The organism is Streptosporangium sp. NBC_01810 (genome assembly GCF_035917355.1).
Taxonomy (GTDB): domain Bacteria; phylum Actinomycetota; class Actinomycetes; order Streptosporangiales; family Streptosporangiaceae; genus Streptosporangium.
In genome coordinates this window covers 7,531,227-7,545,387 of the sequence record NZ_CP109070.1, presented here as the reverse complement: position 1 = coordinate 7,545,387, position 14,161 = coordinate 7,531,227, and the positions used below count along the sequence as shown (strand labels likewise).

Here is a 14,161-nt window from a genome sequence, read left to right as displayed (position 1 = left end):
TATTACTCTATGTAATGTTCGTCGCGTAAATAACAGACGATACACAAGCACCAACCCTTTTGGCAATCTACGCAGAGGGTGCATCATCCGTGCAGAAAGAGCGTTGTTATCACTGAAGGCGCATTATCCGTACAGAAAGAGTGTTGTCGCCACCTTGATGCATATAACCACTTGGTACTCGTTTGGCGCTCGCGACCCCGACCATCTCCTGTTAGAGTCAGGACGCACCTCCGAACCGACAAATCACTCGACAAACGATGGAGAAAAGCCGTGATGCCGACCGAGGGCGACCATGCCCCATGCGGCGGGCGATCACCGCCCCGAATGAATCTTCTTCTTGTCTCGAAGCCTTGAAATCCGAACCCTCGTTCCATTAAGCGGAAGTCAAGTTCGCCAACAGACGTATCAACGTTTTTCGCCGGTAGATGGGCGAAAAACGAGAGGGCTCGAAACCGTTCGCGCGGTCCCGAGCCCTGAAGCAATTTCATCACCGGACCGGCTAGCAGGTCAGATGCTGAACGCTTACCCACAAGCAGACTAACCAGTGCGCGACCCAGCTTGCAATCCAGGTCCGGTGAGTCAAGCCTGGCAACCCTGGAGAACGTATGGAACAGTCGGTTGTTCGTGCGCTACTGGCGGCAATCATCCTCATCTCGGCCGTGATCGTCGGCATCGTTGGCGTCTGGTTGGCGAAACTTGGAGGCATGAGCCTGCCTAACGCCATCCTGACAGGGGCGGGTGGGTTCGGGGTTACGGTCCCCATCCTCCTGGCGCTCGCCCATTTTCTGATGGGAACGTCGTCCTAGACGAACAGTCCAGCAGTCTCGGCGGGGGCATCCCCGCCGAGACTGTGCGCTACACGTGATTCACTTCCCCCGATCGGACGCTGAGTCACCAGGTCAGAGAATGTGCATGCGTACCTCAAGCCGACGGATCCGCTCCCGATAGTTATATCGCTCAAGATCCAGCAAGATCCGTACAGGCCTGCACTATCGGAAGGAGTGAGGTGCCTCCTCTCAGCCTCCCGCTTGCCGCACCACAACCGCCATGCCAGACGGCGCGACGATTTTCTCCCTACCCGCACATGCCTTAGCAGATGTCTCGAACATGCTGCAACTCCACGCAGAGAACATGGTGAATGTTGGCAGACTCCCGCAAGGTGTGATCCACTCCGGTGACGATGACAAGACGTGCGCCTGGACCCAACTGCTGGGCAAAAGCCCGAACCTGGTTCAGCGGGGTTACGTGATCCTCATCTCCGTGAACCAGGAGGAGCAGGCGCTGAATCGCGGCTTCGGGCTCGCCAGAGAGCTCAGCACGAAGCAGCTCCGCGTGATGAGCCTGGAACTTGGGTGCGGCCCTGCCCCAGCTCCCAGGGTCGACCACAGCTGACCTAGCGATCCCAGTCGCGAACACATCGGTGCTCGCCAAGGCCCGCAAAACGGTATATCCGCCGGCGCTGGCACCCCAGATCGCCATCCGTCCAGGATCCGCCCGACCGGCGGACACCAGATGACGAGCCGCGTCAGCACAGTCGGTGGCATCGACCACCCCCCACCGGCGACGGAGCTCCAGCCTGTACGCGCGGCCGTACCCGGTACTCCCCCGGTAATCGACATCAGCAACGGCGAAACCTCGGCTCGTGAAGTACTGCGCGTGGAGGTCCAGCCGCAGGGGCCAATTCGCCGTCGGCCCGGGATGAGCCCGTACGAGCAATGGCGGAGGCCGATCGCTCCCTCCCAAGGGCGGGTAGTAGAGGCCGTGCGCCTCACCTCCGTCGCGAGTACCGAAGGTGAAGGGCTCCGGCCGGACGAGCGATGCCAGGTCAAGGGTGACGTCGGCCGAGGTGAGCTCATGGACAGAACCGTCGGGCTCGGCCAGCACCACCGTGGGCAACCGCATGGGACTGGAGCCGATGAAGGCGATGTTCCGGCCTGCCGTGGCCAGGTAGGGCTTGATCGAGGTGTACGGCAGGGCCCGCCGTTCGAGGTCGCCGTCGAGGCGCCTTGTCACCAAGGAATGCGACGGCCCCTGCTGGATGATGGCCGTGATCTGGGAATCCTGGATCTCATAAGTGCGGTAGCCGAACTCCCAGGGAGCCGCCGCAACCTCGAATTCCCCCGTGATGACCGGCTCGATATGGTCATCACGCCAGGCGTACAGGTTCCACCAGCCGGAGCGGTCGGAGACGAAGTACAGCGTCCCGTCGCCGCTCCACCGCGGCTGGCACACCGATTCGTCATCCCCTCCCGCGACCAACCTCGTACCGGTGAGGGTGCCGTCAGGCCGGAAGTCGGCCAACCAGAGCCGGGCGCCGTCCCAGGGCATGCGCGGGGCGTTCCATGAGACCCAGGTCAGTTGCCTCCCGTCAGGGCTAGGCTCCGGGGACATGTAGAAGTCGTCACCGGACGCGATAACCGTCGGCTCGGCGGATCCATCACCAGGCAGGATGACCAGCTCGTTGTGGACAAGGGTTTCCTCGTGTCGTTCCCGGACGGAGACCAGATTGTTCGTACCCGGCAGGAGGCGGAGGTCGGCGTAGCGGAGGGCTCCCGGCGAGGCGGGAACGGGAGTCACCGGTATGGGGTGCCGATGGTCGCGTACGTGGTAGACCCGCTGGTCGTCGGCGTCGCAGAACCACACGTCCCGCTCGGTGGCCAGGTAAGCGCCTCCGCCGTACTCGTGCACGTGGGAGACGACGTGGAACCCCTCCGGCAGCACGTCCTGGCGACCGTCGGCGGCGGTCCAACGTACGAGCACGTCTCCGTCCGCCCGCCCCTCAATCCAGTAGACGGTCTCGCCGACCGCTTGGACGGCGTCATAGGAGACGGTGGCGCGAGCGACGAGTTCGGCGGGGACAGGGTTCACCCTTGCCATGATCGGACGAAGTCATCCAGATCGCGAGCGACCGCGGGCTGCTGGCCCGCCACCCGATCACGAAAGCGATGGACCCGCGACATCCCGGCGACCGATCCTCGTCGGGCGAATACAGCGATGGCCTCCTGGGCCAGCCGTACGGCCTCGGCGGGTTCGCCTTCTCCGAGCCGCGCCTGCGCCAGGTCCACGGTGAGCTCTGCCTTGCGGCGTACGCACGTGGTGGGAACGCCGCCGATGGCGTGCTCGAAGGAGCGGGCGGCCTGGGCGTAGCGACCGAGTTCAAGGAGGCAGTTCCCCTCGTAGCCGAGCAGCCGCTCGCGGTCGAAGTCGTACATCCATTCATCCCGCTCGTCGCCGGCCCGTTCCAAGGCTCTGTCCGCCTTGTTGAGTTCGGCCAGAGCCGCTCTACCGTCACCCGCGTGGACGCGTGCGGTGGCACTGATGGCATGCAGCCAGGCCCGCGTCACGTGGGTGACAGAGCGACCGGCTATGTCCAGAGCAGCTGAGGCATGCTGGACGGCCTCCTCGGGCCGCCCGGCCGCGTCTGCGGTGATGGTCCGGTAGGCGCTGACATAAGACCGGAGTCCCCTGTCACCTGCTTCCCCCAGGGCGTCCAGAGCCGTGGCATACCGGTGGCCCATCGCGAAGTGATCACCGAGATCGAACCAGATCCACGCCGCGAATCCGGCTGCCTCCCCCGCCGCGTAGGCGATCCGCCGCCGCAGCTTGTCAGGGGCGGGAGCCTCCAGAAGAGAGAGCAGGAGAGCGAGGTGGCCGTCGACCGGAACGAGCATCTCCGCCGACGTCAGTTCGTGGTAGAGGCGGCGCTGGTGCACGGTGATCATTTCGATGTCCTCCACCACGGCGGAGGTGATTGTCGAAGCGCGCTTGCCACATGTGCTGAGCCGTCCCCAGTCGACGCCGGAATCCGGTGTCTCCGGATTGGGTCTCCGCGCGGCTTCACTGCGATGGCGGAGATGTGCCTGCTCGCGAATGACGCCAGGGAGCATGCCGTTGAGCGTCCCGCCCGCGCCGAGCGCGGTGTCGCATGCGATGACCACGGACTCCGAGGGAGCGACCGAGGCCCGTTCCACGGCGCCGAGGTGTTGCCAGGAGTATCCGGTCAGCTCGCCGAGCTCCATCAGCGTGAGCGAGCGCGCCTTGCGGAGTTCGCGCATCCTGGATCCCAGCGTGGCGAGCAGTGACGAGCCGGGGTCGAGGGCCTTGGCCGGCCGTCCACGACCCCCTTTCCTTTCGGTAACCATTTGAACACTCCCTGCTGTTTTTGCTGTTCGTTGCGAGCAAATCAGGTCGTGCGGTCTGCTGTCAGCACCTTGAGCAAGCCGGATCGTGAGAGATGGACGCCATGAGCATCGCCTCGATACATGCCCCCGATCGGCCGGGGAAACGCGCCCCCGAGAACGCAGACGACGCCCATGGTGAATCACGCTGCGCTACGTCGAACTCCACCAGGCGCGTCCACTGCCCGAACTGGCGGCGGTCTGACGAGCGGAGCCACTCCACCTGAGAACGCGCGACCAGCGAGCTCAAGAACCCACAAAAAAACGGCTCTGCCAGGCGAGTAGCGTCACCTGACAGAGCCTTGATCGCACAGGAAGGTGCGACCCGTGGCCAACCCTAATAGACCTATCAGGATCGTCAGGATCCGCTGGCATGCCGAACAACCGCCCTCGCCCCTCGGCTGCCGCTGGTGCGGCCACCCCCCGTACGCGCACGACGCCGCCAGCCTGCCGCATCGGCCCGGTCACCTGTGGGAGCAGCCCACCCCGGCCCAGGTCCGTACCCGGATGATGACCCGGCGCCGCCTCGGGCTCTGTGGCCGACTGCCCGCGCCTCCCGTACCGGCCACCGTGGCTCCGCGCCCGCCGAGCCATCCCCTCGTGGGTTCTCCCATCAGCCGGGGACGCCACTCGCGACCGGCCATGACACCGTACGGGCGCGAATCGCCGCCGGGTATACGGCCCGGCAGGCGCGAGTCGTACCGGAAGGGGGTGACGGCATGAACCCGCCACCTCCCGGAGCACCCATCCCGCCCCGGTACGAGCCCGGTGAAGAAGGCACCATCCCTCAGGCGCTGCGCACGCTGACGCTCCGCTTTCCCGCTTGGTGCCTCTGGTACGGCAAGGCCACCGAACAGTGGTGGGCCCTCTCCCCCGCCCGGTGTCGGCAGCACATCGGCCTGATCGAGGCCGACACCCCCGCCGACCTGGCCGCACGGATGCGGCACATCGAGGACTTCCACCCCCACCCCGAACAGCACGACCAGCCACCACACCCCCTGGCCGACACCGACCACCGAACGGCCGTCAGGGACATCAGGGTCGCCGGAGGCAGCCAGAGCATCAAGATCACGAGCAAGGGAGGTGACCGGGATGGCCGCGCGACTCCTGTCCGTACTCGTCGGCGTGCTCGCTGACCGATTCCGGACGACAACCGGCGACGCCACCGGACCGGCTGCCACGATGTGGTCGCCGTACCTGGGCCGGATACCCGGCTGGTCGACGACGCCGAACCACACCCCCGTCATCTCCCAGCGGTTCACGGCCACCCCCGACCAGGTCAGGCCCGCGCGGAACTTCGTCGCCGAGATCCTCGGCGACGACCACCCGCTCCGCGACGACGCCATGCTGCTCACCAGCGAGCTGGCCACCAACGCCGTCGAACACTCCACCAGGCCAACCGACACCGAGCCGGTTGACGCCGAACCAACCGACGCCAGAGCGACCAACACCGGAACCTCAGGCGCCAGAACCTCAGACACCGGAACCGCGGACACCACACCTGGCGACCGGCCACGGGAGTTCGTCGTCACGGTGGCCTTCCTCCCGCACGGCGTCATCGTCACCGTCCAGGACCCCGGCTCCGCACAGATCCCCTGCACCAGAGCCCCCCGCCCCAACGCCACCGGCGGCCGTGGCCTCCTGCTCGTCAACGAACTCGCCACCCGCTGGGGCTTCCACCGCGACCCCACCGCAACCGTCATCTGGTTCGAACTCCGCTGAAAGACCGGCGTGGCGGCGCGAGCCCGAAGGGACCGCGCCGTCACACCTCACCACCCGGCCTCGATCGACCGACCATGGCCAGGCGACTGCCTCGGCCCGCGCGTCGCCGCGCCATGCCCGGTCTCGGATATGTCCGTGTTCGGACACTGGCCGCACCACCCCGCCCCAACCCCGGCGCCCGAGGGGGGGACGAAAGCGCTGGCGGCTAGGGTGTGTGCCGGAAGTCTCGTCGTTCGCACGGAGTGCGGGCCGCGCGGCGTCTGGTGCGGCCCGATGCGGACGCGCCGCGAGCACCCGAAGTATTCATTTGATCCTTCATCTTGCTGTTTGAGATATTTTGCGTCATGTCTCAGGCGATCTTGCGCACCAAACGGGTCCATCTGGTTCCGCTGTCCGATGAGCATCTTGAATATCAGGTCGAGCTCGATGCCGACCCTGATGTGATGCGCTATGTAGGCGGGGCTCTTACCCGTGAACAGCGGGTTCGAGGTCGAACTCGTCGCCCCCGAAACATCACCTCGAACCTGACACGACACACTCAACCGCCCCACGGCTCCGGCCAAGCACATGCGGCCGCCAGCAACGCACCGAACCCTTTACCCCGGCCGAAGCTCGCATCTTCCTAGATGCCGCCCAAGGCTTCCGCCTGCACGCCCTGTTCGACCTCGCGCTCCGCACCGGCATGCGGCGCGGCGAACTCCTCGGCCTGCGCTGGAGCGACTTGGACCTGACCGGCGGCATCCTGGCCATTCGCCAGACCCTGCAATATGTCCCCGGTACCGGCCTGGTCATCAGCCCGACCAAGACCCCCAGCTCCGAACGCCGGATCGCCCTACCCCGCGAGGCCATCGCCTCCCTGACCCGCCACCGCGACCAGCAGCGCCTGAAGCGGCTCCCATCCTCGGTCCGCTCGATCCACCCGAACCGACGAAAGCCCCTCCTACGTCACTGAGACTCCAGCCAATACCTTCGAGCTGCGTCAACGATCGAGTTGAACTCGACTTCATCGACACCTGCGACGAAAATTGGACTGGCATCCTGCCCTGCGACTTCCTGTGCCACGATGATAAACTGCCCAGCGCGCACATAACTGTACACCGTCCACCGATCCAGTGACTCTACGCTCGACATAATGGTCGAGTCGTGGAGAAATTCGTCGACGGCAAGCAGCTCCATGAATTCGGCAGGATCGGCATCCAGCAGATCGAGCCTTTTATCGTCTATATGCGGCCGATTTTTGAGCTGCGTCATCACCGACCCGAGGATGCACCCATCCCGATCGCCCACCAGTTGGCCGTCTACGACCAGCTGGAATCGGAACATACGGTGGCCAAGGACGGGGCTTACGAGCAACCCAACTCGACCACTATCGTCCAGGAACCTCAACCATTACCTCCGCCGGATCTGAATAGGGATATGGTTCAAGGGAATCTCTACAGGATTGCCCCGACTATCGACACCATTAGAGCTTCCACTCCAATGCCAATTCCCGTGTTCGTCATTTGAATATCGATAGTAGACAGCTTTCTTGCCGGAGCCGATTTTTGTCCAGCGCACCCCGTCCAGAAGCGTACTGTTTTGAAACTGCTCTGCCGCGTCAGTTGGCAAGACACCCTTGTTGGGATTATACGGATTCGGACCACCGCGCGGGTCATGGTGGCCAGGGTTTTCATAGCCGGGGATACAGTCATCATCCGAACCGGCATTGTGTACGAGTACCGGCGTGGCCCCTGCCAGCACGTAGTACGTGTGAATGTCAGAAACTGTTAGGTTGTGAACACGCTGGTGACCAGTAGTCCACTTCGCAATTTCCACGACTTGGAGCTCGTCACCGGCGCTGGTCCGCAACCATTTCCCCGGCTGGAGTTTTGTGGCCTGCACCCAGGCGCGCTGATCGCTGACCCAGAAGGGGTGCTCGTCGGTGGCGATAACGATACCGGTGGCGGTTCCCTTGTCGCCGTCGGTGTCGACGGTGATCTGTACCAGATTCTTGACACCCCGGCTGGTGATGAGCGCGATAACGGGCTTCGCTGTCGTGGTGCCAGTTTCGGGGTCGGTAGCGACGACCTTGTCGCCGACCTTGATCTGTTCGATGGGCTTTTCAGTGCCGTCGGCCATCGCCACCTTGGTACCGGGCACGAAACTGCTCGGCTTTCCGCATGCCGCGTAGGCTTTTTGAGCTACTTCCCTGGCCTTTTCGGTGATCTTCAGTTTGTCCTTGGCCGAGATCCAGCTCTTGAAGGCGTTGATGGCGTCGCCCGCGTGTTTCCAGAGCTTCTTGCCGAGCTCGTAGGCCTTCTTCCACTTCCAGGGCAGGGCATACTTGGTGGCGAGTTTGCCGGCGAGGCCGCCGGCGAGGGAGCCGAGGACGTTGAGCGCCGTTTCACCGCACGCGCCGAGGTTGCCGGTGGTGAAGCACTGGATGCCGGCGGTGATGCCGAGTTCATCGGCGGCGATCTTGGCCAGGGCCAGGACCGCGTCGAGCATCAGCTTGAACTGCCGGTCGACTTCGGCCTTCGCGGCGGCGGCGTTGGCCTCGGCCTGTTGCTTGCGCTGAAGCTTGCAGGCCCGGCTGCTGGGCTTGGAACAGGGGTCGGCCTTGCCGGTGGGCGCCTCAGGGCGCAGCCCGGTGGGGTCGGATGCTCCGATCGGGTTGTTGCCCCCGTAGCTGTAGGGGTTGAGCCACTGAGGTTTGTCGAGGCTGAGTAGCGGGTCGGTGGAGACGAACTTGGCGATGGAGGGGTCGTAGTAGCGGGCCGAGAGGTAGTTCAGGCCGGTGGAGTCGTCTTCGATCTTGCCGAGGAAGCCGCGGTCGGTGAAGGGCAGGTCGTCGGAGCCGCGGCGCTTGCCGTAGGGCAGGTAGCGTTCGCGGGCGACCTGGCCGGTGGCGTCGTCGACGGCCAGCTGGGTGGAGCCGTGCAGCCCGGAGGCCAGCCATTTGATGCCGGCGCTGGTGCGCAGTGCGACGGTGGAGCCGTCGGGGCCGGTGTAGTAGCGGGTGGCCTTGACCGTTCCGCCGGACAGCTCCAGTTCCATCGCGCCCAGGTAGAGGGTGGCGGTGCCGTCGGGTTCGCGGCGGATCAGCCGTTCGCCGTCGGCGTCGTAGACCATGGAGGTTTCCGCACCGTCGATGACGGCCTTGTCCAGTTGGCCGAGCGGGTTCCAGGTGAAGGTGCCCTGCTTGCCGTCGACGGTGCGGGCGGTCAGCTGCCCGGCGTTGTCGTAGCCGTAGGTGTCGGTGCCGACGGTGCCGCCGGCGCGGGCGATGGAGGTGACCGCGTTGGGCCGCGTCGCCGAGGCGCCTGGGGCGGGGTAGGTGTAGGTGGCGGTGGTCGCCCCGTCGGTCAGGCTGGTGAGGTTGCCGACGCCGTCGTAGGCGTAGCTGTGGTTGTAGGGGTCGACGCCCCCGCTGGCTGGGCCGGTGGCGCAGGAGGAGGCGGTGGTGGTGAATGCCGCGCTCAGCCGGGACAGGCCGTCGTAGGTGAAGCACTCGGACTGGCCCGGTGTGGTGCCGGGGACGGCGGAGGCGGCGTCCAGGATCCGGGTGATCTCACCGGCGGCGTTGTAGGTGACCTGATCATCTTGGGCTGTGACCGGGGTGGCGGTGTCGGCCTTGGCGGTGGTGGTCAACCGCGACAGCCAGCCGGTCGCCGTATCCCAGGTGAAGGTCCGCTTCACCTGGGCGTTCGCCCCGTAATGCCGCTCCGACAGCCTGGCGGTCTCCGAGTAGAGCGTGTCTTTGACGTAGGTGGTGGAGCCACCGTGGTTCGAGGTCAGCGTCTTGGGCAGGCCGAGGTCGGTGTAGGACAGGGCGAGCGTCTCGGCGGAAAGGCCACCGGCGGCGGGCATGCCCTGCCCTGTGGGATTGCCGGCCCGGTCGTAGGCGGCGGTGAAGGCGTAGTCACCGGCCAGAGCGCCCTCGGAGCCGGGGATGGTGAGCTTGGTGCCGGTCGGCCGATAGGAGTCGTCATAGCCGGTGACGGCATCGGTATAGGCGCTGGTGCCGACATAACGGGTTGCCGACGTCAACCGCCCCTTGGCGAGGGTGTCGTAAACCCATTCGGCGGCCTTGGTACCGGTCCCGGCCTCGCCGACCCATTGGGCGGTGCGCCGTCCGAGGTCGTCGTAGCTGTAGGAGATCTTCGTGCCGTTACCGTCGATGCCCCACAGGATCCGGCCCATCGCGTCGTAGCCGGTGGTGCCGCTGCCTGAGTCAGGGCCGGTGGAAGCGGTGCGCCGGCCAAGCCAGTCGTAGCCGAAGGTGCGGACGTTGCCATTGGCGTCGGTGACCTTGGCCAACTGGCCGGAGACGTTGTAGCCGTAGGTGGTGTCGTGGTGGACGGCCGCGTCCTTCCACTCCTCGGTCTTCACCGTCCGCCCGGCCGCGTCCGAGACGGTGGCGGTCTTGCCGCCGACCGGCGGGGTGACCTCGATGCGATCGGCACCGGGGTAGGCGGTGGTGGTACGGCGTAGCTCGGCGGCCAGACTGCGCTCGATCACCGCGGTCGGCCGCTGCAGGGTGTCATACAGCGTCTCGGTCCACTGCGGCAGGGCCGTGAGCACCGGGTTGAGCAGGCCGCTGCCCGGCGCGCCGGTGTTGTAGGCCGGCTGGGTGACGGCCCTGGTCAGGCCGCGGGCGTCGTAGGTGGTGGCCACCACGATCCGGCCGCCCGCCGGGGAGGCCGATTGGGCCTCGCGGGTCCGGCCGAGGCCGTCGTCGTAGGAGTAGGTGGTGAGGTATTTCGCGTTCGTTCCGGTGCCGGACAACAGCTTGCGCATCGTCGTCTTGGCCGGTGCGGTGGCCGAGACATCGTAGGCGACGGTCGCGGTCGGGGTGCCGCCGCCGCGCGGCTCGCCCGGACCCCACAGGGTGGTGGTCCGACCGAGTGCGTCGTAGTCGATTTCCAGCCGTTTGTTGTTGGCGTCGACCAGCGAGGACGGCAACCCACTCAGGTGCGAGGATGTGGTGGTGACGGTGTGACCGAGCGGGTTGGTGACGGTGGCGCCGACGCTCGGCCAGCCCACCGCCGGAGCGTACGTGGTGGTCGTGGTCTTGTTCAGTGCGTCGGTGGACGTCAGCGGCCGGCCGTAGTCATCGAAGGTCGCCTTCGTCGTGGAGACGCTGGTGGCGCCGGCGTAGCTGCGGGTCTCGGTGACGTTGCCGTCGCTGGGGGCGTTGGTCGCCGGATCGGTCCCACCGTCATACAGGCTGATGCTCTTACCGAGCACCGCGCCGGTGGCGCAGTCGTCGCCTGCACGCCGCTCGACGGTCGAGGGCAGGTTGGTGAACCACTGCCCGGCGGCGACGTTGCGGGCATACGTCGTGGTGGAGCACGTGTTGTCGGTCGCCGTAGCGGTGTCGCCGTAGTCGTTGACCTTGATCGGCAGGCCGTCGGCGTTATAGGCGGTCCGTGACTCGGTCCACCGCCACGTACCGCCACTCACCTGCTCCCGGGCGCGTTCCTTGGTACGCAGCACGAATGCCGGATCCTGCACCCCTGGGCCACTGCCGGTGGACTGGACCGTGTACTCATATCTGGTCGACTCGACCTCGGCGAAGGTGCGCGGGCTCAAAGAGGTCAGCTTCCAGCTCTGCTCTTGCAGCACCTGACCTTGCAGGGCTTTGACGTCGGTGACCGTGCCGCCCTCGAAGTCGGTGACGGAGGTGCCCATGCCGCGCAGGAAGGTATCGGAGGTGACGGTGAAGTCAGCCGGATCCGAACCCGATCCCCGGGTGGTGCGCACGGTGGCGTACCCGCGCCAGTCGGTCGACGGCGGCACCAGCCCCGGTTGGGCGTACTCCACCGGTGAAGCCCAGCCAGGGCCGCCCAGATACTCGTAGCCGTTGACCATGTCCGGGGAGGCCGCGACCATGTCGCGTTCGGTGACCTTGGTGACCAGCTGTTTGTAGTACAGCGTCCAGGCTTCGTTGCCGCCCTCGCTCATATCGATCTTGTAGCAGTCGCCGACATGGTCGGCGTGGTAGTTGGTGCCGTCGCGGCCCTTGCCGCCCGAGCACGAGTCGGCCTGGCCGTAGGCGACCTCGATCCGCCCGCCCATCCCGTTGGCGATCGCGCCGATTCGGGGCACCATCCGCCATGACAGCAGGTCGGTCCAGTCGGAGATGTCGTCGTAGACCATCTTCCCGGCCAGCATGGTCGCGTCGAAGTCGGTCGCAGGCAGCGTGATGCTCCCGCCGGCCAGGCCGGTCTGCTGGATCGTGTCCAGCCACAGCAGCGGATCGTACGGCGCGCCGAAGTCGGTGCGGGTGTAGACCCATGTGTAGGTCATGTTCAGCCGGGTCACCGGATCCCACGCGCTGGTGGCCGGGTTGAGCGACTCGGTCAGCACCGAATCCAGTTTGCGAGTGGAGTAGAAGGCGATCGCCCCGTTGGCGCACCCGACCTGAACGTCACATTTGAGGTCGGTCGGCACGTCCGTCGTGCCCCGGTCGGAGGCGGTGAAGGTGGTTCGGGTGGTCGGCACGCTGCCCGCCACCTGCGTGTTGTGGCCCCACTCGGCCTTGGCCAGGAACCCGCCCCGGTCATAGGGCAGCACCCGGTAGCTCTCATGAAGGCAACTGGGCAGACAGAACCAGTTGGTCTCCCGGTTATAGGTGTAGTCGATGACGTTCTCGTTGGCGTCGATCGACTGGTCCAGATTCCACCGCCACACCCCGGTACAGGTCGGCGGGATCGCATCGGCGATATACCGGTCGTAGCACGGCTCGCCGGACTCGTTACCGACGTAGGGAACCTGCCACTGGGCGTCCTTGCGATAGCCGAACCGCGAGACCTGCCCCTCGGCCGAGGTCACCTTCCAGTACGCCTGGCTGTCGGCGCCGCCGGTCAGCTGCTCGATCTTCCAGCCGAAGTCCGGCACCGTCTTCCACAGCCCCGAGATCCGGTCCTTGACGATCTGCGCCGAGCGGCCGCCGACGTTGAGCACCAGCTCGGATTGGGTCATGTCGGTGGTCGAGGCGTCGTTGTCGTTGGCGTCGGGCGACTCCCAGCACAACGCCTTGCCGAAGGTGCCGATCTCCTCGGCCGTCCAGATCAGGTCGGCTTGCTCGTTGTAGAAGTTGTCCACGACGCAGCGGCGGAACTTACGCTCGATGAAACCCGTGTTGAGTTCCCAGCCCGCCCCGACCGCACTTGACTGGTTGTTGGTCCAGTTACCCTGACCGTCCACCGACGAGGCGTCGTAGCCCAGCGACAGCTCAGGGCCGTTGCCGATCGGCGACGGTGCTTCGGGCAGTGGGTAGTCGTAACTGAACGACCCGCCCGAGGTGCCTGCCTGCCAGGTTCCGGACGGCTTGAGGTCGGTGGCGCCGAAGTTGCCGTCCGGGCCGGTCAGCCCGGCGGCCATCAGATACACCGAGCCTTCGGCGAGTTGCTTGGCCGCCGCCGCCTCGGCGGTGGCCTTCGCCGCCGCCTTCACATCACCCTTCGCCGGCGCGGGGACCTTGGCCGGTGTGGCCTGGCCGATCTCCACCTCCGCCACCAGCACACCGGATTTGAGGTCGTTGGAGGTCTTGACCACCTGCGGGCGGACCACGCACTCCCGCGCACGCGGCGTCTGGATCGCGCAGGCGGGCAGCCGCAGAATCTGCAGACGGCCGGCGAAGTTACCGCCGAACCCGTCGCGGAAGCTCGCGTAGGAGAACTCCGCCCGAACCTTCCCGGGTTGATCGCCGCCGTCGGCGCGCTCGATCCGGGCTGCCACCCCCACTCCGCCCAGCTTGCGCACCGCCTCGACCGGCAGCGTCTCCACCTTCACCGTGCCGACCTCGGCGCCGGAGTTCACCGCGCCCACCCGGACCGGCAACTCACCGGCCCGCACCAGAGTGGATTTCACCTCCACCTCGGCGCTGCCCGGCTTGGGCCACACCGGATCCTTTCGCTTCACTACGGGCGCGCTTTCCTCCGCACCCTTGCCGAGCTTGGGTTTCGGTACGGCACGTCCATCCACCGACGGCTCGGGATTCGATGCGGGAACGGCTGCGGCCGCTGGTTGAACCAGGCGTTCGGGAACTCCCACCCCGGAGATCAGGACCGCCATCACAACCCCGATCACCAGGGCAATCAGCCGAACTCGCACGCGCCGAACCCGCATCCCGAACCCTTCCGCAGGCACGCTGACGCAGACCCCGGGAGAGGGGCCTCATTCGTCAGAGAGCAGATAAAGAGCGAATAAAAGGACGATCACCGTGGAGGTTGATCGAGATGACAAGAATGGTCAACACACAGGAAAGTGTCTTA

Annotated in this window: 8 protein-coding genes; 4 read left to right on the top strand and 4 right to left on the bottom strand. The window is 65.9% G+C overall.

Annotation, left to right across the window (positions count from 1 at the left end; genetic code table 11):
• The first annotated feature begins 605 nt into the window (after nucleotides 1–605).
• On the top strand, nucleotides 606–806 hold the full coding sequence (locus OIE13_RS34170) for a hypothetical protein (protein WP_326829253.1): 201 nt from the start codon (nucleotides 606–608) through the stop codon (nucleotides 804–806).
• Between the two features lie 283 nt (nucleotides 807–1,089).
• On the opposite strand, the gene OIE13_RS34165 is transcribed toward OIE13_RS34170, so the two are convergent.
• Together OIE13_RS34165 and OIE13_RS34160 are read right to left on the bottom strand one after the other, a co-directional pair.
• Entirely contained in the window at nucleotides 1,090–2,868 is a 1,779-nt protein-coding gene (locus OIE13_RS34165; protein WP_326829252.1) for a S9 family peptidase, read from the bottom strand.
• On the bottom strand, nucleotides 2,865–4,142 hold the full coding sequence (locus tag OIE13_RS34160) for a helix-turn-helix domain-containing protein (RefSeq protein ID WP_326829250.1): 1,278 nt from the start codon (nucleotides 4,140–4,142) through the stop codon (nucleotides 2,865–2,867). Before OIE13_RS34160 ends, OIE13_RS34165 begins: the two co-directional genes overlap by 4 nt.
• 755 nt (nucleotides 4,143–4,897) lie before the next feature.
• Between OIE13_RS34160 and OIE13_RS34155 the strand changes: the two genes are divergently transcribed.
• The 3 genes from OIE13_RS34155 to OIE13_RS34145 all read left to right on the top strand — a co-directional run bounded on the left by OIE13_RS34155 (nucleotide 4,898) and on the right by OIE13_RS34145 (nucleotide 6,852).
• Entirely contained in the window at nucleotides 4,898–5,314 is a 417-nt protein-coding gene (locus tag OIE13_RS34155; protein WP_326829249.1) for a hypothetical protein, read from the top strand.
• On the top strand, nucleotides 5,271–5,900 hold the full coding sequence (locus OIE13_RS34150) for an ATP-binding protein (protein WP_326829248.1): 630 nt from the start codon (nucleotides 5,271–5,273) through the stop codon (nucleotides 5,898–5,900). Before OIE13_RS34155 ends, OIE13_RS34150 begins: the two co-directional genes overlap by 44 nt.
• 616 nt (nucleotides 5,901–6,516) lie before the next feature.
• Complete coding sequence (locus OIE13_RS34145) at nucleotides 6,517–6,852, top strand: site-specific integrase (RefSeq protein WP_326830331.1); 336 nt, start codon at nucleotides 6,517–6,519, stop codon at nucleotides 6,850–6,852.
• Here OIE13_RS34145 and OIE13_RS34140 read toward each other — a convergent pair.
• Nucleotides 6,846–7,154: a hypothetical protein gene (locus tag OIE13_RS34140; RefSeq protein WP_326829247.1), complete on the bottom strand. Its 309-nt coding sequence runs from the start codon at nucleotides 7,152–7,154 to the stop codon at nucleotides 6,846–6,848. The two genes, OIE13_RS34145 and OIE13_RS34140, sit on opposite strands and share 7 nt — an antisense overlap.
• Nucleotides 7,155–7,289: 135 nt before the next feature.
• On the bottom strand, nucleotides 7,290–13,808 hold the full coding sequence (locus OIE13_RS34135) for a polymorphic toxin-type HINT domain-containing protein (RefSeq protein WP_326829246.1): 6,519 nt from the start codon (nucleotides 13,806–13,808) through the stop codon (nucleotides 7,290–7,292).
• Between the last annotated feature and the right edge of the window lie 353 nt (nucleotides 13,809–14,161).